Genomic DNA, 20,685 nt, shown 5'->3' with positions numbered 1-20,685 from the left:
ATGAGCGCAAAACTCTCAACCAACGGTTCACCTTCTATTCAGAGACATGTAACCCGCAGGGGAAAATCTAGATGTGTGAGCCTCACATGATTCTTACATGATTGAGATCGATAGCACGCGCACACTGCGTATTGCAGTGGTGACTGAGGCATTTTTGCCACAGGTTAATGGCGTCACCAACTCAGTCCTGCGCTTACTCGAATATTGCAAAGTGCAAGGTCACGAAGTTCTGATCATCGCACCAGAAAGTGAAGGCGCACCTACTTCTTATCTAGATTACAAGATTAAACATGTGCCAAGCATTGCGATGAAAAAGCTTATTCCCATGGGCGTTCCACGCAAATATCTGGAGCCATACCTTGAAGGATTCGCACCCGATGTCATTCACCTTGCTTCACCCATCTTCTTAGGACATTACGTTGCCCGCTTTGCCAAGAAGAACGGAATTCCAACGGTCTCGGTCTATCAAACAGATATCGCCGGCTTTGCTCGTCACTACGGTTTAACAATCGCCCACAACACTTTGAAGAAGTGGGTAGCGCGTATTCATCAAACAACAGATCTCACCCTGGCACCATCAAAGTGGGCTCGGCGCGATCTTGAAGCAACTGGTGTGAAGAACGTTGAGATCTGGAAGCGCGGTGTGGATCTGGTGAAATTTGATCCTGCTCGCCGCGATGAATCACTTCGTGAAAATATTCGCGGGAAAGATAGCGGCAAGTTAATTGTTGGCTACGTCGGCCGCCTTGCTAATGAAAAACGTATCGATGATCTTGCCATCCTTGATCGCCAAGCTGATATTCAACTTGTGATTGTTGGTGGCGGCCCAGCCGAAGCGAGGCTGAAGCGCGAGCTACCAAATGCACGCTTTGTTGGATATCAATCTGGTACTGAACTTGGTCGCTACGTTGCCTCATTTGATATTTTCGTTCACACCGGCAAGCATGAAACTTTCTGCCAAGCAATCCAAGAGGCACTTGCTGCAGGCGTTCCAGTGATTGGCCCTGATACTGGTGGCCCGGTTGACTTAATTGATCATGGCATTACTGGCCTGCTTATTGATACCGCTGATTCATACGCGCTACTGGAAGCGGTATCAACACTTCGTAACCACAGCGCTTTTGATCTGATGCAGGTAGCTGCCCGTCGTTCAGTAGAGCATCGCACCTGGGATTACATCAACGCCCAGCTCATTGATTATTACCGCCAGACGATTGCCCAGGTTGCAAGAAAGGGTGAACTAGTCGCATGAGAATCATTCATATCGCTAACTTCTACGGACCTAAATCAGGTGGCATCAAGACCACACTGCATAACCTTGGTAGCGGTTACACAGCCGAAGGCCACGAATTTATCTATGTCGTTCCGGGAAAGAAGTTTGGACGTGAAGAAACAACTCACGGTGCCTGCATCTCACTTCCTTCATGGCAGATTCCCTTTAGCGGTGGCTATCGTGTTATTCGCTCCACCTATCGCGTCAAAACAATTCTTAACTCACTTAAGCCAGATCGCATTGAAGTCTCTGATCGCTTCACGCTCTCCTGCCTGGGTAAGTGGGCCGCTGATCGCAACATTCCGGCAATCGTATTTAGTCACGAAACTTTGCGTGGTCTGGTCAAGAATTACTTGGGCGTACCCATGAAGAGATTTGTCAGCTGGCATAACACTCGCCTGGCATCTCGCTTTGATTTTGTTGTCACCACTACCAACTTTGCGGCAGCTGAATTTGATGAGATTGGAACCACGAACGTCGTTCGGGTTCCACTCGGTGTGGATCTCCAGACTTTCTCGCCGTCACTACGCAATGAAGAACTTCGCACCAAGATGATTAAGGGTGGGGATGTTCTGCTAGTTCACTGTGGTCGTCTCTCCCCGGAGAAGAAACCAGAGCGTTCACTAGAAACCTTGCGCGCGCTACTAGATCGTGGAATTAACGCCCGCCTTGTCTATATCGGTAGCGGTCCACTACATAAGAAGTTATATGACTCATCGCGCGATATCCCAGTAACTTTCTGGGGTTATGTGGCAAATAAAAAGTTACTTGCCCAAATGATTGCATCCGCCGATATCTCACTTGCACCAGGTCCGATTGAAACTTTCTGCCTGGCAGCACTTGAATCTCTTGCAAGTGGAACTCCGGTTGTGGCATCAGAGACAAGTGCGGTCGGTGAATTTCTTGTAGATCACAATGGCGACTTTGTCGGACTGACCGCTGCAAATAATGGACGCGCATTTGCCGATGCTGTTCAAATCTTGCTCGATGAGATTGCTGAAGATGCCACGCTCTCAGATCGCTGTCGCACCCAAGCTGAACAGTTTCCATGGTCAGAGACAATTATGCGCTTAGGTCGACTCGGTGGTGCTACTCCGGTTGCACATCGCCCAACAAATAAAAGCGCGGCTTAACATGGATAAGCCAATCACCTTCGCAATTGTGGGAGATAGCGCAGCCTCTGGTGTGGGTGACTCTGATTCATTCGGTAATTACTACGGCTGGGGCTATCACCTAGTCAAAGCATTTAATGAGCCATTGGCCTACCTCAATGTTTCTCGTCCCGGTGCTCGCTCAAAGGAAGTTCGCTTTGAACAACTTCCAAAAGTTCTTATCCATGAACCTGAACTTGTGGGCGTGATCGTCGGCGGCAATGACCTGCTGCGCAATGGCTTCTCCCCTAAAGTATTTGAAGAAAATCTCACCGCTACCCTCAAAGATATTGTGGAAAGCGGAGCGCAGGTAATGCTTCTTGAACTCCATGATCCCACCGAGATTGTTCCGATGCCATACCTGGTTGCGCGTGTGTGTCGTCGCCGAGTATCTGCTGTCAATCATGTGACTCGTAAGTTAGCTCGCAAATACAGCGCCATCTTGCTCGAAACTCGCTCACTGAAAGGAATATACGAGCGCGATAAGTGGCATGTGGATCGGATGCACCCAAGTAAGCATGGGCATCAGTTCATTGCCCAAGAGTTTGCACATCTACTTCGCCAACGTGGTTTTCATATTGACGAGATTGTTATTGATCCCATCAACAATCGAAATCGGAAAGATTCCATTAAATGGATGCTAAAAAATGGCACACCCTGGTTTCTTAAGCGCAGCGTAGATTTACTGCCAGCGCTATTGATTCTTTCAATTACAGAGCTCATTCACATGGCGCGAAATAAAAGTGCGGCAGAGCCGGCAGATGTGTACTTCCCAGACTTTAATAAGAAGCAAGATGTCGCAATACCTATGCTCGAAGATGAGCGAGTTTCCTAGAACTTCTCGTTACTGGCAGGTAAGCGCGGACTTCCGCCGCACTCTTCTACTATATTAAGTGCGTGCTCGCCATCATTGCTCCCGGTCAAGGTTCGCAAACTCCAGGAATGCTCGCATCGTGGCTAGAAGGTAAAGATGCGAAAGAGCTTTTACAGCAGTGGTCTGATGCCATTGATTTAGATCTGATTCACCTTGGTACGACAGCCGATGCCGAAGAAATCAAAGAAACTGCCAATGCACAACCGCTGATTGTTGCTGCAGGCTTACTTGCCGCCCGCGCCCTTAGCGCAGATGGGAAATTCGCTTGCGTAGCAGGGCACTCTGTTGGCGAGATAACGGCAGCAGTTGTTGCAGGTGTGATTACTCCACTTGATGCAATGAAATTAGTACGCGCTCGTGGCATTGAAATGGCGAAGGCCGCCAGTGTTACTCCTGCCGGAATGGCTGCAGTACTCGGTGGAGAGCGCGAGGTTGTGCTGCGCGCAATCACAGATTTAGGACTAGTTGCGGCAAATGACAATGGCGGTGGACAAATAGTTGCAGCCGGTGATCTCGATGCTCTTGCGCAATTGGCACCTGAGGGTGCTCGCGTGCGCCCGCTGGCCGTTGCTGGCGCATTTCACACCTCTTATATGCAGCCAGCGGTGGAACCAATGCGAGAACTTGCAGCAACGATGAAGGTCAGTGACCCGGCCGTTGCACTGCTTTCTAATAAAGATGGTGGCGTTGTCAGTAGTGGCCGCGAAACACTAGATCGCATCGTCAATCAAATTGCTAATCCAGTGCGCTGGGATCTCTGTATGCAATCACTCGTAGCCCAAGGTGTTACTGGCGTGATTGAGCTTGCTCCTGCCGGCACGCTGGTGGGGCTGATCAAGCGCGCAACTCCGAGTATTGAGCAGTTCGCTCTGAAATCTTCGGCAGACTTAGAATCAGCACATGAATTCATGGCTCAACACGGAGGCAAGTAATGTCTAAGGTGATTGCTTCAAAGTCGGGCAGTGAGAGCAGAATACTTTCGGTTGGCTCCTATCGACCAAAGCGACTGGTGCCTAACTCTGAAATTGTTGATCGCATCGAATCAAGTGATGAATGGATTCAGCAGCGCACAGGTATTGAATCCCGCCGCTTTGCAGATGATTCAGAATCTGTGCTTGATATGGCAACGTGGGCGGTGGAAGATGCACTGGCGAAAGCAAAATTAGCAATTAGCGATATTGATACTCTCATCGTTGCCACCGTCACTTTTCCTTTTCAAATGCCCTCTGCCGCAACAGCCATCTTGCAACGACTCGGCCATCCCACAGCAGCTGCCTTCGATATCAACGCCGCGTGTGCCGGTTTTTCATACGGCATCTCCATGGCGCACGATTTTATTAAAGCCGGAACTTCCAAGACTGTGCTGGTTGTGGGCGCGGAGAAAATTTCAGATTTCACAGATCCCGATGATCGCGCAACCGCATTTATCTTTGCCGATGGCGCAGGAGCTGTTGTCATTGGTCAATCACGCGAAGCTGGCATTGGCCCAGTTGAGTGGGGTTCTGATGCTGATAACCGTGATGCAATCCAGATGAATCCTTCCTGGATTGAGGTGCGCGATGTCGAAACACAATTAACAAAGGCTGGAAGTAAGTGGCCGAATATTTCCCAAGAAGGACAGAAAGTTTATCGATGGGCAGTATTTTCGATGAGCAAAGCGGCGGTGAAAGCTCTGGAGGCTGCCGGTCTTACCGTGAATGACATTGCTGCATTTATTCCGCATCAAGCAAATATGCGCATCATTGAAACGATGGCGAAAGAGATGGGCATGCCCGATTCAGTTGTCATTGCAGATGATGTTCGCGTCAATGGAAATACATCGGCGGCCTCTATTCCACTTGCGATGGACGTACTCCTTGATCAACACCCAGAGCTACATGGAAAACTGGCGTTGCTCATTGGCTATGGCGCAGGTCTCGTTTATGCGGGCCAAGTCGTTGAATTACCCCCAAAACCATAATTTTTTCCCAAATATTTACCGATTTACTGGGAAGTAGAGCCCTTTTTCATAGACAATTGCTCACCTGTCCCCGATACGTAGGTTCACTTAAGTAAAGGAAAAATAATGGCGCTTTCACCAGCAGATGTACTTGCAGGAATTAAAGAGATCGTTGAAGAAGTAGCGGGTATCCCAGCTGCATCAATCGAACTTAACAAGAGCTTCACAGATGACCTAGAAGTTGACTCACTGAGCATGGTTGAAGTTGTCGTTGCCTGCGAAGAGCGCTTCGGTGTGAAGATTCCTGATGAGAAGGTAACTGAGCTTGCAACAGTGGGCGACGCAGTTAACTTCATCGTTAACGCTGCAGCGTAAGTAGCTTAGGTAAAGAATTTATAGCTCTATGTCACAACGTCGCGTAGTCGTCACCGGCCTTGGAGTAACAACTCCAATCGGTGGCGATGTTGCCACAACCTGGAAGGCGCTTTTGGCCGGCCAGAGTGGTGTTCGACTTCTCACTGAAGATTGGCGAGAACTCCTACCAGTGCACTTTGCGGCGCGCGTTGCGACCGAACCAGCAGATCAGATGGAGCGCGTTGAAATGCGTCGCCTTGATCGCTCCGAACAATTTGCTCTGATCGCATCCCGGGAAGCCTGGAAAGATGCTGGCTCACCGGATGAGATTGATAAAGAACGTCTTGGTGTTGTGATTGCTTCAGGCATTGGTGGCGTCATCACTCTTCTTGATCAATTTGATATCTTCAAAGAAAAAGGTGCGCGCGCGGTAAGCCCGCACACTGTTCCGATGTTGATGCCCAATGGGCCGGCGGCAAATGTTGGTCTGGAACTTCAAGCAAAGGCTGGCGTACACACTCCGGTAAGTGCCTGTGCATCGGGCGCCGAAGCAATTGGTTACGCCTACGAAATGATTAAGAGTAATCGCGCTGACATTATTGTCGCTGGCGGCGTTGAAGCTGCTATTCATCAACTACCCATGGCTGCCTTTGGTCAGATGAAAGCGCTCTCCACACGTAATGACAATCCAGCCGCAGCATCGCGCCCCTATGACATTGATCGAGATGGCTTTGTTCTAGGTGAAGGTGGCGGCGTACTTATTCTTGAGGAATACGAAAGTGCCAAAGCACGTGGGGCAAAGATTTATTGCGAGATTGCCGGACAAGGGCTGACATCCGATGGTTATCACATCGCCGCACCTGATCCTGATGGCGGCGGAGTACAGCGCGCAATTAAATTTGCACTAGCTAACTCTGGGCTTTCTACAAAAGATATTGTTCACTTAAACGCTCACGCAACATCTACTCCGGCAGGAGATGTTGCCGAAGCAAATGCTCTTCGTAAAGCGTTAGGCGCCGATGCTGACCACGTTGCAGTTTCTGCAACAAAATCAATGACTGGCCACTTACTGGGTGGCGCTGGCGCAATTGAATCTGTATTTATCGTCAAAGCACTGCAAGAACGCCTTGCTCCCCCAACAATTAATATCGAGAACTTAGACCCAGCTGTCACAGTCGATGTTGTGCGCGACACGCCTCGCGCCCTTCCGGCCGGAGATATCGCAGCGCTCAATGATTCTTTCGGTTTTGGCGGCCACAACGTGGTGCTTGCATTCAAATCGCTCTAATCTAGAACCATGACACCCCCAGTCACTTCGCTAGACCCTGAAGCTCGTATTGCCAGGCTTACAGATGACGGCGCATTTGAATTTCTGCTACCGCGCACAGATTGCGGAATGGTTGCAGCAACCGGATTAGTAAAAGGAAATAAAGTTGTTGTCTTTGCCTCCGATCCCACCATTAAAGGTGGCGCACTGGGCATTGAGGGCTCGCAAGTTATTGTGCAGGCATACCGCGCAGCGATGGGCGCCCAAGTTCCCGTTATCGGAATCTGGCATTCAGGTGGAGCCCGGCTTAGTGACGGCGTTGCCTCCCTCAATGCATTCGGTGAAGTTTTTCAATCAATGGTCACAGCAAGTGGGCGCATCCCCCAGTTATCTCTAGTCGTTGGCCCCACAGCAGGTGGCGGTGCTTATGGTCCAGCGCTGACAGATGTTGTTGTCTTGGCGCCAGAAGGTCGCATCTTTGTGACTGGTCCCGATGTCGTTAAATCTGTCACCGGCGATGTTGTAGATATGGCGCTACTCGGTGGCCCGGAGGCACACAGCAAGAACTCTGGAGTTGCTCACGTTATCGCCCCCACCGAAGATATTGCCTTTAGTGAGATTCAAGATTTAGTCTCACTCTTTTCTAATCAAGGTCTGATGTCGCCAACTGTGGCAGATGTGCCACTTGCTCACTTAGTCCCTGAATCAAAAAAGCGCGTCTATGAAGTTCATCCGCTGGTCGATGCGATTTTAGATCCCGATGGCGAAAAGCTAGAGCTACTAGATATGTGGGCACAGAACATGACAACTGTTCTTGGCAGGCTAGGTGGACGCACAGTGGGTGTGATTGCAAATAACCCACAAGTAATTGGTGGCGTGCTTGATTCGGCAGCAGGAGAGAAAGCGGCGCGCTTTGTGCGCACATGTGATGCCTTTGGTATTCCGCTCATTGTCATTGCAGATGTCACTGGCTTCTTGCCCGGCATTGGTCAAGAGTGGGAAGGCGCGGTGCGACGCGGTGCCAAGTTGCTGCATGCATTTGCTGAATCAGTTGTTCCACGAGTCACTGTCATTACCCGCAAGGCCTATGGCGGAGCTTTCGTTGCCATGAATTCAAAGTCATTAGGTGCCACTCGAGTATTTGCTTGGCCACAAGCTGAAGTTTCGGTGATGGGCGCAGTTGCTGCTGTGCGCGTGCTGCACCGCAGATTATTGGCAGATCTACCAGAAGCACAACGCGAAGGTATGGAACTTGAACTTGCCGCCGAACACGAGAAGGTATCTGGCGGTGTTGCCCGTGCTATTGAAATAGGGGCGGTCGATGAAATGATTGAGCCTGATAAGACACGCAGTGCGATTGCTAAAGTTTTAGGTGAAAGTGAATATCGCCGTGGATCTCACGGCAACATTCCGCTCTAAGGGCTACTACCTAACGTCGAAGGTAACTGAGACGGTAGATGTCACAGTCTTTTCAATACTGGATGTGTCATATGCGCCAGTATCTTGGGTCATCGTTGAATCCGGCGTTGTCACCTGAAATACACCAGAGCGCACAGCTTGCACCGCACCAACTTCTCCACCAACGGCTTTGGTAATTGCTTGCGCGCGGATCTTGGCATCTTTCATCGCTTCTTCTAATAGCTGAGGGCGCAAGGCGGGAAGAGTGGAGAGGTAGTACTGCGGTCCGTAATTATTGACCGCTACACCGGCTTGCAGAATTGTGCCAATGCCTTGAGCTAACTTAGCGATGAGATCAACATCTTTTGAGCGAACAACAACATCACGGGAGGCGCGGTAGTTAAGAATCTTTCCGGTGTTATTTCCATTTGCATACTCTTCATTTGCATAGGTTGAGACTGAACCTAGTGTGAGTGCGCTGGCCGGAACTCCACCATCTGTGAGGTATTTGCTGACCGCTGCGACATCATTACCCACCTTGGTCACTGCCTCAGAAACAGTTGGACGAGTAAGTGAAACATTGAGTGTCCAGACAGCATTATCGGCGGTAGCAGATGTTTTAGCAGAGCCAGTGACTGTGATGCCATTTGCACTGCGTGCTGCAAAACCGGCACCGACTTTAACAAGTCCCCCGCCGACGGCAATTGCAAGAATGAGCGCAATTGCAATATAGAGAATTGATCGGCGACGTTCGATGGAAGTCATGGGTGCTTGTGAAGTCATAAATTAATTATATAGCTCTGAGTCTGTGAACTTCCTGTAGATCTACCCCGCGCATTGGCTCGAGTGCTAAATCCCATGCACTTCCGAGTGCTGCCTCTAAATTCTCACGAATTTCTACATCATCAAAGCTGGCAAGAGACTTACGGATAACATTTTCACAAATAAGTATCGAACCAGTTCCATCGGTGAAGGCGCGATGAATACCTAGCTCTGGGGTGAAGCGAAAGAACTCAGCGCCTTGGCTACAAAATTCTTGCACTTCAAAACGCAGGTAATGCCAGTTCTTGAGCGCTGTTGCAATTTTTGCCGCAGTTCCAAGTGGAGCGCGATATTCAATGATGGTGCGCAAGGTGCCGGTTGCTAGTGGTTGATCACGCCATGAGTATTCGTGTGTGATGCCAAGAATTGCATTCAGCCCCCACTCAATATGTTGGCGCAGGGGTGATGGCGCCGAGTGGATGGTAATCAATCCGGCATAGCGTTTGTCGTGCATATGAAAAACTCCTACCAAGGCTGCCTTGTGCGACCTTCCCCGATCCACAAACGCTTACTCTTTGGTAGTTGAGTACCTCATTTATACAACTTTTGACTGACTTTGTGAATCCCCAGCCATTTTTTGAGCGTGATCTGGGTTGGTATGAGCTGTTTACGGAATAGGCATACCCATGTATTGCCGGTACGCTTTTCCCTAGTCGGACGCTTTAATCAGTACCCGTTGTTGGATTTACTTCTTTACTCGGTATGGCTGAACGCAAGACGAAGACTGGTGGTCGAGGAATTCTCGAACACCTACACATATCGAAGGAATAGTAAAAAATATGGCAACAGGTACAGTTAAGTGGTTCAACTCTGAAAAGGGTTTCGGTTTCATTGCAGTTGATGGTGGCGGACAAGATGTTTTCGTTCACTACTCAGCAATCCAAGGAAACGGTTACAAGTCCCTTGAAGAGGGTCAGTCAGTGTCATTCGAGGTTGTCCAGGGTCCTAAGGGTCCTCAGGCAGATGCAGTGAACGCTAACTAAATTCACTTATAAGTAAGGCCCGTGCGAGAAATCGTACGGGCCTTACTTTTTCCCAAAAAACAATTACTTCTTAGGCTCCGGTGGTATCTCGCCAACTTTAGCTTTCATTGCAGCAACTGCTTTCGCGGGAGATAAATCATTACCGTTCTTCCAGGCATCTAAATATTTCCACGGCAGAACTTCTCCGCGACGCACCCACCACGTATCTGGCGGTGTTGGCCAGGAAATTCCAAAGTGAAGATGTGGCGATGTTCCGCGCGCACTTCCAGTAGCTCCAATTGCTCCCAGAATACGCCCGGCAGTAACTGCAACGCCCGGCTGAATGCTCGGAGGAATGGATCGCAGATGTGAACCGTAGTAACGAACACCATCTTCGCCAATAATGGAAACAGATAGTCCGCCCCGCGTGATTCCTAGATTAGGTGGACTCCGCCAGGTATCTACCCGATTAACTTCATCAACAACGCCGTTAATAGGTGCCACGAATTTGCAGCCCGCCTTTGCCAAAACATCTGTCGCGGCATAGTCATGATGTGCTCGTGCGTAGTTCACTTCGCAATTTGCCACCGGAAATACATATACAGGCGCCGCATGTGCTGAAGGCGTAGCGCTAAGAAGTAAGAGCACAACAGTAATTTTCTTGAGCATGTGGGCAAGAGTAACTAGGTGAAACTTATTTCCTCAGTGCGGCGCGGTCTAATCTGGCTGTGACTATCATGTGAGGAACTGTCAGCGCCCAGATTGTGACCAAGGTCAGCCATAAGAATTTGTCGCTGAGATCTTGCTGTGAAAAACCAGCTAAGACAATAACAAAGATGAAAGTTCCAGCCAGCGCCGGTAGCCCTGGAATTACAGCGGCCGCAAACGCCTGGCCGGGGCGTCCTCGCAAGTATGCACTCTCTGAATTGGGTAAGAGTGAGGTAAGGCGAGCGGTATGACGCATTGCATGCCAACATCCGAAGTAGACGGCAAATGCCACAAGTGGTGGGGCAAAGGAGGCAAGGGCGGCCAAGAGCAGAATATCGAGTGCATCTCGATAACGCTTGCGTTGAAGCAGGGCCAGAAGGCAAAGAGTTGTAACTACGGCAACTGCCATCAGAATTTCAGTAGTGAACCCACTATGCCAATTAATCAGCGCAGGATTAACTTTTTCCAGCGCATCAGTACTGCGGCTGTTAACCAGTGGGATGGCAACCGGAAGCAGCCCAGCAGCAGGTGCATAGAACCAAGCCGGAATTCGGGAGCTACCATCGAGTGAATCTTTCTCACTTAAGAATGCTGCATCTCCGATTCCAAAGTGGGTGGCACTCATGATGACAACAAAGATGAATCCCCAGACGTTCCATCGCAAGATTGCATAAATAGCCAGCAGAGCGATGGCGACGTAGAGCATGATAAATAACGCCATCCGAATAGGAGCTGCCTTAGGAAGTGTGACCAGATGATCTAGGGCGCCATGTGGAATACCAATAGCTAAGGCGATCGTTGCCAGAACTAACTGCCAGCCCAGGGAGTTTGTTCCAAGCCACTGCGAGAAGAGCAGTGAGAGCACAGTAGCAATGGCAATCACCGCGCTGGAGAGAGTGCGGACCCGGCTAAAGAGCCGTAATTTAGTCTCACTCATAGCGAACACAGTAGCAATTTTTCACAGAGTTATATGCAAAAATGCAGGCATGAAACAGTGGTCTTATATGGCGATGCTCATATTTACCTTCTGCGGCTCGGCCTGGCTAGAGATCTATTTGAAGACCGGCGTCTTGCGTCGCATCAAGCGAGTTGCAATAAGTGTTCTGCCTATCAGTATTTTTTTTCTTGCTTGGGATGCCTATGCAATCGCACAAGGTCACTGGTTCTTCGATCGGGAACAAATGTTAGGAATCTACGGCCCGTTTAGTATTCCACTAGAGGAATACATTTTCTTTATGGTGATTCCGATGGCAGCTATCTTTACCATTGAGGGCGTCACCACCGTTAAACCACACTGGCGTAAAGATGAGTTCGGCGAATGATTTACTCTGACATCGCAATTACCGCATTTGCCATTGCGGTTATGGCAGACCTCTTTCTCTTTAAAACTTCTATGCTCACGCGCCCAGCATTCTGGACCTCTTATGCAATCATCTTGCCATTCCAATTTCTCACAAATTGGTGGCTCACCTCAAGAAATATCGTGATGTATAGCCCTGATGCGATTGTGGGACTTCGATTCTTCTCCGCTCCAGCAGAGGATGTTCTCTTCGGATTCGCACTTGTTTTGAGTGTGATGGCCCTCTGGGAGTTCTGGGGCCGCCGAGGAATGCAGCGCCACTGAGGTACTGAAACTGACCAAGCAGAACTAACTGGCTACTTACATACCGATGAGGATTTTAGGCAATTTTCTATCTGGATTTGCTAGTAACTTGATTGCATCACCAAACTGGGTAAAGTCAAAGACTTGATCAATAATTTTTGATGACTGAATAACACCCTTAGCAATCAGTTCAAGTGCCTCGTTATACAAACCAGGCCCATTGAGTACTCCATAAATAGAGATCTCACGCAACACGAGGTCTGCAATATCGAAACCTTCCATAGGTTTATCTGGAACTCCAAGGAGCACAACCTCGCCACCCGCAGATACAGCCTTAAATGTGGATTGGATGGAACGATTTGTGCCTGCAGCCTCAACGACAACATTGACTGAAATGCTTTCCATTTGATGTGGCATGACAGGTTCAAATCCCAGCGAACGCACACGCTCTGCACTTACTTCATTGAGAACTGCTACTTGCACCTTCCAGCCTCTGTGTGCAAGAACTTGCGCAGCAATTATTCCAATAGTGCCATCTCCCACTACAAGTGCGCGACCCCCGGTGGCTTGAATTCGAGATACGCCATTAATGGCAGTGACTGCCGGCTCGGTAAGGGTTGCATCACGAAGTGAAACTCCTTGTGGAATCGGATAAACATTTCCGACAGGGACTTTTACAAACTCTGCCAATGCGCCAGGTCCCCCACTTCGTACTCCAATCTCAACGCGCTCCTGACACCACGTCGCACGATTTTTGCAACCTTCACAATCACCGCATCCTACGATTGGATCCATAATCACTTGCGTACCAACAGGTAAAGCTGGATTCATGGATTGAACAATTGTTCCGCTCATCTCATGCCCAATTTGCATTGGGAAAGAAGCATTATTTGTTGAAAAATATGGATGCTTTCCGTTTAGTAGCTCCAAGTCAGTACCGCAAAGTCCAACAAAACCAACACGAAGAAGCACCTCAGCTTGAGTGATTTCGGGAGTAGGGACTTCTAAAATCTCCCACTTTTGAGGAGCAGTGATGAAAAGTGCTTTCATCGCAACTTTAGGATGTTGCATGCTTAAAGAGCCACAGGCGCAAAGTCTCACGCTGTGAGTCCAAGAAGACGGCGAACAAAATGATAAATCCTCGAATTGGTTCTACCCAGAATGGGTCGATAGTAGTGAGGTTGAGAGCATTTGCGATGATTGATAACAAAAGCACTCCTCCTAAGACATCGAAGTAAGACCCACGTCCTCCGGAAAGACTTACCCCACCAATAACTGTTGCAGCAAATACTTCAAAAATCACACCCTGACCAACATTTGCTGGCGCTGACCCAAGTTCTCCGATGATGAGCAATCCGGCAACGCCGGCAGTTCCTCCGGCAACCATAAACATGCGACGCTTTACCGCACCTGGATCAATACCTGCAGCTCGTGCAGCTACTGCATTGCTTCCCACTGCATAAAGACGACGTCCGCTACTGGTAAAGCGAGAGATCATTATCGCAAGTCCAAAGGCGCAGGCAGTAAGAATTACTGAGTTAGGAACTCCAAATGATTTCTCTCCTCCTAAAAACAAGAGGGCCGGGTCGATTCCGTTCAAAGTTCTGGCCTGATTTAACACATAGGTAAGTCCACCCAAAACAATAAGACTTCCGAGAGTTACAAGGAAACTATCCATCTTAAGTCGAGTTACTAATGAGCCATTTACCCAGCCAATTCCAACACCCACGGCAATGCCAATAAATGCTGCAAGAATTGGATTTACACTCCAACCACTACCGACATCTCCTTCTCCTAGAGATATCCAGGCAACCAGATAACCAACAAAACCCATATTCACACCGAGCGAGAGATCCTGATCTCCGCCGATAATTACCGTTGCGGCGGCAATAGATAAAAGGCCAAGGACTGTGCCATGAAGCAGCACATTAGAAAGGTTATTGAACTGGAAGAAGGTATCAATTGTCAGGGCTATCACAATAACTGTTACAGCTAACACAATCCAAATTAGATGGTCAACCAATCTGTTGATCCATTTTACTCTTTTCATGCGTTGATCCCTTCGATTGCTCGGATAAGTGTTTCGCCGTCTAAATCTTCCGTATCAAACTCACTAACTTTATTGCCCTTATATAGAACGATGACTCGGTCAGTTACCTGTAACAAAGTCTCTACTTCATCTGAGATGAGTAGCACTCCTGCGCCACGCTCACAAGCCTCTGCAACGATGGTCGTAATGCTCGCCTTGGCTGCAATATCAACACCTTGCGTCGGCTCCTCAAGAAGCAACAAAGATGGACCGGATTGCAACATTTTGGCAAGTGCAACCTTTTGCTGGTTGCCTCCACTTAATGTGCCGACAATTTGGTCTGGACCTGTGCAAACAATGCTATAAGTTTTAATTGCATCCTTAGCTACTTTTCTAGCCTTACTTGGGAATTGCAAGCCCCATTTATTCTGCAACCTATCAAGTACTGTCATCGTGAGATTATCTGCAACGTTGAATTTTTCGAATACGCTTTCTCCTCGACGATCCTGCGATAGATATCCCACTCCCCGTGAGATCGCTTCCTTAGGGCGCTTTGCAACGCTACTTGCGCCACCGTATTCAGCGCTACCCGATGTCGCTCCTTGCAAGCCGAAAAGTGTCTGAACTAATTCATGCTTTCCGCATCCCTCTAACCCGGTTAACCCAACAACTTCACCAGTTCGAATCGTGAGAGAGATTTGGCTAAAAGCATTTTCCTTACTTAAATCTTTAACATCAAGCACAACTGCGCTCTTACCGAGATCCGAATCTGATGAGTGACTATCTGATTTGCGAGCTCTCTTCGTGAGCGCAGAGCTAGCCCCCATCTCCCGAATCAAATCATCGGATGAAATCTCAGAAGTTTGAAAAGTCCCTCGCGATAAGCCATCGCGCAGTACTGTCACTCTATCTGTAATAGCAAAAACTTCTTGAAGGTGGTGTGAAATATAAATAATTGAAACGCCGGAGTCAGATAAATTCTTAATTAACATGAAGAGTCTATCAATTTCAGGTTTTGCTAAGGCTGCGGTTGGTTCATCAAGAATTATCAGTTTTGCAGATCGAGATAGCGCTTGCGCGATTGCAATCATCTGTCGGGATGCAACACCAAGAGTTGCAATAGGAACTCTTGGGTCAATATCTAGACCAACTAATTTCAGAGAAGTTTCAGCCATCTCCCAGACTTTTGTCCAATTAACCAAGCCGTGCTTACCCATGGGCAGGCGGCCAACAAACAAATTTTCTCCTACCGAAAGCGTGCGGAATGAACTCATTTGTTGCGGAACAATTGCGATGCCCGCTTTAAGTGCGAATTCAGGATTGCCTGGTTCAAGTTTTACGCCATCAAAAATTACATGACCGTGGTCTAGCGTTACGAGTCCGGTGATGCCACCTACTAGCGTGGACTTTCCGGCACCGTTGCGACCAACAAGCCCGTGTACCTCTCCCTTAAGCACATTCATAGATACGTTCTGCAAAACCGTAGTCTTGCCATAGATCTTGGTAGCTTCAATAGCTTCCAAGCACATTTCATTCTTCAAGACGAATCCTTTTCCAAGAGATTAATTATTAAAAGACTACGCCATTCATGCATACAAAAGTGTTAATTCTCCTCGGAGAGATCATTGCTGATCTCTCCGAGGAGATTTTTTAACTTAACTACTTAGCATTACCCCACAAAGCGGTGTTGTCGACATTTGCCGGTGTAACCGGAATTGTCTTCAACGCCAGTGTTGGGCCAGCTGGGCCATTCTTGATCTTTCCAGCGATTGGTCCTGAAGCTCCTTCGGCTGCAAAAGCGCCTTCTGCAATTGTTCCACCTTCAAGTACAACCTTGACAAGATTTGTTACTGACCCGAAATCAGGTAGTGCCTGACTTGAGGTTGCATCAAAATAGCCATCGCGGAAGACCTTCATTGTGGCTGAGCATCCATCTACTCCGGTAAGGAATACATGCTTTGCATTTCCACGCTTGAAGAGCTTGTTAACGGATTTCAGTGCTGTTGTCACTACAACTGAACCGACACAGTCGGAGTGCATGTAGATACCATCAAGTTTTTTAGTTGATGCAACGTCACGTGTGGCTTTAGAGAATTCAGCCTCAGTCCATTTAGTTGGCTTCTTGATGAGAGTTATCTTTGGATACTTCTTAATAACATCATCAAATCCGTTTCCACGGTCTTGGGCGGTGATGCTTGACATGTCGCCTTGAATCTCAAGGACGATACCCTTTGCTGATCCATACTTCTTAGTAAGAAGTTTGACCATTGCCTTACCGGAGTCTTGGCCAGCTAGGTAATTATCTGCCAACACAGTTGCTGCAACTTTGCAGCCATCTGGCAATCTGTCGATTGCAAAGACAGGAATACCAGCTGCTTCAGCCTTAGCTATAGGTGCGCAAATTGCTGCTGCATCTGCTGGAACCAGAATAATCGCGCTAACTTTTTGCTCAATGAGTGCTTCAATCTGTGTTGCCTGATCTTTGGCGACACCATTTGCGTTCTTAGCAACGAGTGTCCAGCCTTGCTTTGCCACCCAGGTCTTAACGCCAGCTGCAATAACTTGCTGCCCGGCATCTGCAAGAGATGGTGAACTCATTCCGATTACAACTTCAGCGCCTTGTGCGCTAGTGCTATTTAAACCCATTCCAAGCAGTGAGGCCACTGCGAGCATTGAGGCTTTCTTCTTCAAACTCTTCATCTTTCCCCCTTGATTCTAGAATCGTTTCCAAAAGAAACTAGGTGTAGTTCAAACCTTTATCACCTAAAAGTCAATAGGTAAAAGCTATATCGGCAGACTATTTTCTCTGCTAGCCTGGGGAATCGTTACCGATACGCTCAAAAAAAGGGATTCTGATGAAAATTGCAAAAGTTGAGCCAATTCCGGTCGCCTACCCGGAGCCCAATGACTATGACGCCACCAGGTATCTCTGTCTTGTGAAGATTACGACAGACGAGGGCGTTGTCGGCTGGGGCGAATCAATCACGCAATTTCCCGAGGCGAACCCGGCCACCGCTGCAATTATCACGGGAATGGCCGAACTGCTGATCGGTAGCGACCCTGTAAATACTGAAGCCCTTTGGCGTCAGATGAAAGACCGTGCGTGGTGGTATGGCTATCGCGGTGGAATCGCCTCCTATGCCATCTCGGCAATCGATATCGCCCTTTGGGATATAAAAGGAAAGATTTTAGGCAAGAGCGTTCTCGAACTCCTGGGTGGATCCGTTCATGAACGCCTTCCTGCGATAGCTGACTCCCATGCCCATCATGAATCCATTCCAGCAATGGCCGATGAAGCAATTGAGTGGCTCTCTACCGGAATGAAGGGCATGAAAGTAGGACTTGGTAAGCGCGGAAATGCACGACTGGGCTACGAGCACGACCGCGATGTCCAGTACATGAAAGCGATGCGAGAAGCTGTCGGGGATGATAAGAAAATAATGTTGGATTGCGGCATCGCAATTAAATGGGATGTAGCTACAGCCGTTAAGCGAGTGCAAGCCTTTGATGAATATAACTTGGAGTGGATTGAAGAACCTCTAGGTGCTTGGGATCCGGAAGGTTATGCCTCACTCAGAGCCAAGACTAAAACGCTTATCGCTTACGGAGAGCGGGAGTGGGATGTTGCCGGGTACGAGCGAATTCTTGAGACAGGCACCTGCGATGTCTTTGGTGTTGATCCAGCTCGCGCTGAGGGAATAACTGGATTTAAAAAAGTGTGTGATCGAGTGGAATATTACAAGCGGCAAGGTAATGCTCATGCATGGTCCTCGGCAATCGTGACTGCAGCAAGCCTGGCTGTAAGTTTCAGTTCACCTTCATGCAAGCTATTTGGGCTCAAGCCACTTCGTAATCCAATGCAACATGAGCTTGTTGAAAATCCAATCGAACATGTGGATGGATGGCTCTATCCGCCAACCGCTCGACCAGGTTTGGGAATTGAAGTCCGGGAAGAAGTTGTGGATCGATACCGTCAGTAGTGAATAATAGTGAGAGTCTGTGTGGGATCACGTGCACGTTCCACCTCTTCTCCAAGACCAACTAAAAGGAAATTGTTATGGCGGATTTACCAAGGGTAACCATTCATGATGTAGCTATTGTTGCTGGAGTCGCAGTTTCATCAGTATCACGAGTTTTTAGCAATCACCCGAGCGTTAGTCCAAGCATGCGATTGCGAGTCGAAGCAGCTGTTAAAAAAATCGGATATCAGCCCGATCTTGTTGCGCAGAGTCTTCGCACAGGTACAACCCGAACAGTTGGACTCATGGTCAGAGACTTCTCAAATTTCTTCTACGGAGAAATGACTAAAGCCATGGTGAGTTCAATGTCGGAAGCTGGCTACAACTTGCTCATCATGAACAGCCCAGGAGATGCCGAGGGTGATTCGAAGATGATCGAGATGTTTGCTCAAAAGCGAGTAGACGCTCTATTTCTAGCAACAGCATCTGATAAATCAGAGGTGATCCGAAAGTCAATTAATGCCTTTAAAAATCCAGTTGTACTGCTGGATCGCGATTTCTCTCATTTGGTAGCCGGAAGAGTATTTGCTGATCACGCAACTGGTTTGCAATCAGCTACAAAGGACTTAATTGCCTTGGGCCATCGCAATATTGCACTTGTTACCGGTACCGCAGGTATCCGCCCAACTCGTGAACGTTGTAAAGGATTTAATGACGCATTTAAAGAATCGAAGATAAAAAATGGAGTCGCTGCACCAATAACAGGAATACCTTCAACATCAAATGCTAGAGCGAAAACTAAAGAGTTAATGAATTTGCCCAAATCTAAGCGACCAACTGCCATGATTACAGGCGGCGTGGATGTCACTATCGGAGTACTTGAATGTCTTTCTGAAATGGAATTAACTCCTGGACAAGATTTATCACTTGTAGCAGGTGATGACCTACCTTGGCTACGCGTGCTTAGACCAAGAATCTCAACGGTATCGCGTGACTACCAATTATTTGGACTCACCGCGGCAGATCTCATGCTCAGTCTTCTCAGTGGAGAAAAACCGAAAACCATCACCCTTCCAACTCGCTATGAAGCACGCGATACTTCGCGACCTGTTTAAGTCAAATGAATTACTTGGTTGAGCCTGTTCGCATGGGACATAGAATTAGCATATGAAATCTTTGCCTCAAGCCGATCTTGATATGGTTGCAAAGTATTTCCAAGAAAATAACATCAATCTTGAAAAAGCCTCCTTTCTGATTTCTGGCATGACTGGATTTGTCGGATCGTGGTTAGTTGAATCATTGATGCATCTTGATAAAGAGTTCGGTTTAGAGATTGAAATCACTGGGATCACTCGTAATGCATCTAAAGTCAACGCTTGGATTGATCTGGCGTCAGAGAAAAATGTGAAGATCATTGAGTCAGATATACGCGTGTGCAAAGAAATCGCAGGTACCTTTACTCACATTGTTCATGCTGCTACTCCGACGACTACCGCCACACGAGCTGGTGACTTAGGAAATGTTTTTGAGTCAAGTGTTAAAGGTGCTCAAAATTTACTTGAGATTGCGAAAAAACAAGATGTCCCGCCGATTTTTTTGCATACAAGTTCCGGTGCTATCTATGAAAAATCACCTAGCTCCTTGGAGAACATTCCCCTCAATTGGCCAAGGCGAGATCTTGACCCTTCCGATGAAGTTGATAGCGAATATGCGAGAGCAAAAATTGAAACCGAGAAATTGATTGAGGCTGCCACCATCGAAGGGACAGTGAAAGGAATTAACGCCAGGTTATTCTCCTTTATGGGCCCGAGAGTGCCACTTCAGGAGCATTACTCCATAGGTAATTTTATGCATTCGGGGATGTATGAAGATGAAATTAACCTCTCAGTAAACCCAGCTACTGTGAGATCTTACGAATACGCCGCTGACATGGCTAGCGCTTTGATCTATGTATTGGGGTTAGGTCAAGCTGGTTCGTTTCATGTTGGTTCAGATAAGGGCCATGAACTCCGTCATTGGGCAGAGCTTGTCGGTAAGGTTTTTTCAAAGCCTGTGAAAAATCTCAGCGCAGAATTAGCGAAAAAGCCCATCACTATCCCCTATGTTCCAGAGCATGATGCGCGAATTCCAAGGGGGTTAGGGGAATCATTACTCATTGAGGAACAAGTGGCCATCTGGCGAGATTGGCTAAGAGAAAAGCATTGAACTCAATGCGGGTAATTTTGCATAGTTGCTCCACTCTCAACGTTAATTTCGCCGATTGATATAGAACGAGTTCTGAGAGACTAAGAAAAAATATGGGAACGATGAACTCATAAATGAGTCAATCAACATAATCGCACCCAT

At 48.0% G+C, this 20,685-nt stretch carries 22 protein-coding genes; 14 read left to right on the top strand and 8 right to left on the bottom strand.

Translation table 11 applies throughout. The features are described from left to right. Positions 1 to 97 precede the first annotated feature (97 nt). The 8 genes from A1sIA79_RS01785 to A1sIA79_RS01750 all read left to right on the top strand — a co-directional run bounded on the left by A1sIA79_RS01785 (position 98) and on the right by A1sIA79_RS01750 (position 8,277). On the top strand, positions 98 to 1,252 hold the full coding sequence (locus A1sIA79_RS01785) for a glycosyltransferase family 4 protein (RefSeq protein WP_095674531.1): 1,155 nt from the start codon (positions 98 to 100) through the stop codon (positions 1,250 to 1,252). Continuing rightward, on the top strand, positions 1,249 to 2,406 hold the full coding sequence (locus A1sIA79_RS01780) for a glycosyltransferase (RefSeq protein ID WP_095674530.1): 1,158 nt from the start codon (positions 1,249 to 1,251) through the stop codon (positions 2,404 to 2,406). Before A1sIA79_RS01785 ends, A1sIA79_RS01780 begins: the two co-directional genes overlap by 4 nt. Position 2,407: 1 nt before the next feature. Next, positions 2,408 to 3,259 (top strand): SGNH/GDSL hydrolase family protein, encoded by an 852-nt coding sequence (locus tag A1sIA79_RS01775; RefSeq protein WP_095674529.1) that lies wholly within the window; start codon positions 2,408 to 2,410, stop codon positions 3,257 to 3,259. 62 nt (positions 3,260 to 3,321) lie between these two features. Continuing rightward, positions 3,322 to 4,230, top strand: a complete 909-nt coding sequence (locus A1sIA79_RS01770) for an ACP S-malonyltransferase (protein WP_095674528.1) — start codon at positions 3,322 to 3,324, stop codon at positions 4,228 to 4,230. Further along, entirely contained in the window at positions 4,230 to 5,258 is a 1,029-nt protein-coding gene (locus tag A1sIA79_RS01765; RefSeq protein ID WP_095674527.1) for a beta-ketoacyl-ACP synthase III, read from the top strand. Before A1sIA79_RS01770 ends, A1sIA79_RS01765 begins: the two co-directional genes overlap by 1 nt. Positions 5,259 to 5,363: 105 nt before the next feature. After that, a complete protein-coding gene (locus A1sIA79_RS01760; RefSeq protein WP_095674526.1) occupies positions 5,364 to 5,612 on the top strand; it encodes an acyl carrier protein in 249 nt (82 codons plus the stop codon). 28 nt (positions 5,613 to 5,640) lie between these two features. Beyond that, positions 5,641 to 6,879: a beta-ketoacyl-ACP synthase II gene (gene fabF, locus A1sIA79_RS01755; RefSeq protein WP_095674525.1), complete on the top strand. Its 1,239-nt coding sequence runs from the start codon at positions 5,641 to 5,643 to the stop codon at positions 6,877 to 6,879. Between the two features lie 9 nt (positions 6,880 to 6,888). Beyond that, a complete protein-coding gene (locus A1sIA79_RS01750) occupies positions 6,889 to 8,277 on the top strand; it encodes an acyl-CoA carboxylase subunit beta (protein ID WP_095674524.1) in 1,389 nt (462 codons plus the stop codon). 6 nt (positions 8,278 to 8,283) lie between these two features. Here the strand turns inward: A1sIA79_RS01750 and A1sIA79_RS01745 are convergent, their stop codons facing one another. Together A1sIA79_RS01745 and A1sIA79_RS01740 are read right to left on the bottom strand one after the other, a co-directional pair. Further along, entirely contained in the window at positions 8,284 to 9,039 is a 756-nt protein-coding gene (locus A1sIA79_RS01745) for an SIMPL domain-containing protein (protein ID WP_095674523.1), read from the bottom strand. A gap of 7 nt (positions 9,040 to 9,046) precedes the next feature. Continuing rightward, positions 9,047 to 9,532 carry a DUF3145 family protein gene (locus A1sIA79_RS01740; protein WP_095674522.1) on the bottom strand — a complete coding sequence of 162 codons (486 nt, stop codon included), beginning with the start codon at positions 9,530 to 9,532 and terminating at the stop codon, positions 9,047 to 9,049. A gap of 325 nt (positions 9,533 to 9,857) precedes the next feature. Here A1sIA79_RS01740 and A1sIA79_RS01735 point away from each other — a divergent pair, with 325 nt between their 5' ends. Next, positions 9,858 to 10,061, top strand: a complete 204-nt coding sequence (locus A1sIA79_RS01735) for a cold-shock protein (RefSeq protein ID WP_017955223.1) — start codon at positions 9,858 to 9,860, stop codon at positions 10,059 to 10,061. A 63-nt stretch (positions 10,062 to 10,124) separates the two neighbouring features. Here the strand turns inward: A1sIA79_RS01735 and A1sIA79_RS01730 are convergent, their stop codons facing one another. Continuing rightward, positions 10,125 to 10,709 (bottom strand): M23 family metallopeptidase, encoded by a 585-nt coding sequence (locus A1sIA79_RS01730; RefSeq protein WP_095674521.1) that lies wholly within the window; start codon positions 10,707 to 10,709, stop codon positions 10,125 to 10,127. A 25-nt stretch (positions 10,710 to 10,734) separates the two neighbouring features. Further along, positions 10,735 to 11,685: a Brp/Blh family beta-carotene 15,15'-dioxygenase gene (locus A1sIA79_RS01725; protein ID WP_095675464.1), complete on the bottom strand. Its 951-nt coding sequence runs from the start codon at positions 11,683 to 11,685 to the stop codon at positions 10,735 to 10,737. A gap of 49 nt (positions 11,686 to 11,734) precedes the next feature. On the opposite strand from A1sIA79_RS01725, the gene A1sIA79_RS01720 reads away from it, so the two are divergent. Further along, the gene (locus tag A1sIA79_RS01720) at positions 11,735 to 12,070 is read left to right on the top strand and encodes a lycopene cyclase domain-containing protein (protein ID WP_223298175.1); all 336 of its coding nucleotides are present in this window, start codon (positions 11,735 to 11,737) and stop codon (positions 12,068 to 12,070) included. Beyond that, the gene (locus A1sIA79_RS01715; protein ID WP_095674520.1) at positions 12,067 to 12,372 is read left to right on the top strand and encodes a lycopene cyclase domain-containing protein; all 306 of its coding nucleotides are present in this window, start codon (positions 12,067 to 12,069) and stop codon (positions 12,370 to 12,372) included. Before A1sIA79_RS01720 ends, A1sIA79_RS01715 begins: the two co-directional genes overlap by 4 nt. A gap of 36 nt (positions 12,373 to 12,408) precedes the next feature. Here the strand turns inward: A1sIA79_RS01715 and A1sIA79_RS01710 are convergent, their stop codons facing one another. From A1sIA79_RS01710 to A1sIA79_RS01695, 4 genes are all read right to left on the bottom strand, one after another. Continuing rightward, the gene (locus A1sIA79_RS01710) at positions 12,409 to 13,422 is read right to left on the bottom strand and encodes a zinc-dependent alcohol dehydrogenase (protein ID WP_095674519.1); all 1,014 of its coding nucleotides are present in this window, start codon (positions 13,420 to 13,422) and stop codon (positions 12,409 to 12,411) included. Then, positions 13,409 to 14,401, bottom strand: coding sequence for an ABC transporter permease (locus A1sIA79_RS01705; protein ID WP_095674518.1), 993 nt, complete (start codon positions 14,399 to 14,401; stop codon positions 13,409 to 13,411). The genes A1sIA79_RS01710 and A1sIA79_RS01705 overlap by 14 nt, the downstream gene beginning before the upstream one ends. After that, positions 14,398 to 15,921, bottom strand: a complete 1,524-nt coding sequence (locus A1sIA79_RS01700; RefSeq protein WP_150122972.1) for a sugar ABC transporter ATP-binding protein — start codon at positions 15,919 to 15,921, stop codon at positions 14,398 to 14,400. The genes A1sIA79_RS01705 and A1sIA79_RS01700 overlap by 4 nt, the downstream gene beginning before the upstream one ends. A 118-nt stretch (positions 15,922 to 16,039) precedes the next feature. Then, positions 16,040 to 17,080: a sugar ABC transporter substrate-binding protein gene (locus A1sIA79_RS01695; protein ID WP_095674516.1), complete on the bottom strand. Its 1,041-nt coding sequence runs from the start codon at positions 17,078 to 17,080 to the stop codon at positions 16,040 to 16,042. 155 nt (positions 17,081 to 17,235) lie between these two features. On the opposite strand from A1sIA79_RS01695, the gene A1sIA79_RS01690 reads away from it, so the two are divergent. The 3 genes from A1sIA79_RS01690 to A1sIA79_RS01680 all read left to right on the top strand — a co-directional run bounded on the left by A1sIA79_RS01690 (position 17,236) and on the right by A1sIA79_RS01680 (position 20,544). Beyond that, positions 17,236 to 18,360 (top strand): mandelate racemase/muconate lactonizing enzyme family protein, encoded by a 1,125-nt coding sequence (locus A1sIA79_RS01690; RefSeq protein ID WP_095674515.1) that lies wholly within the window; start codon positions 17,236 to 17,238, stop codon positions 18,358 to 18,360. Positions 18,361 to 18,437: 77 nt separating this feature from the next. Next, positions 18,438 to 19,454, top strand: coding sequence for a LacI family DNA-binding transcriptional regulator (locus A1sIA79_RS01685; RefSeq protein ID WP_095674514.1), 1,017 nt, complete (start codon positions 18,438 to 18,440; stop codon positions 19,452 to 19,454). A gap of 52 nt (positions 19,455 to 19,506) precedes the next feature. Then, positions 19,507 to 20,544 (top strand): NAD-dependent epimerase/dehydratase family protein, encoded by a 1,038-nt coding sequence (locus A1sIA79_RS01680; RefSeq protein WP_095674513.1) that lies wholly within the window; start codon positions 19,507 to 19,509, stop codon positions 20,542 to 20,544. Positions 20,545 to 20,685: the final 141 nt, after the last annotated feature.

The sequence above is a fragment of the Candidatus Planktophila versatilis genome (genome assembly GCF_002288105.1).
Taxonomy (GTDB): Bacteria; Actinomycetota; Actinomycetes; order Nanopelagicales; family Nanopelagicaceae; genus Planktophila; species Planktophila versatilis.
Note: the sequence above shows the minus strand (reverse complement) of the source record. Positions and strands in the feature narration are given on the sequence as shown.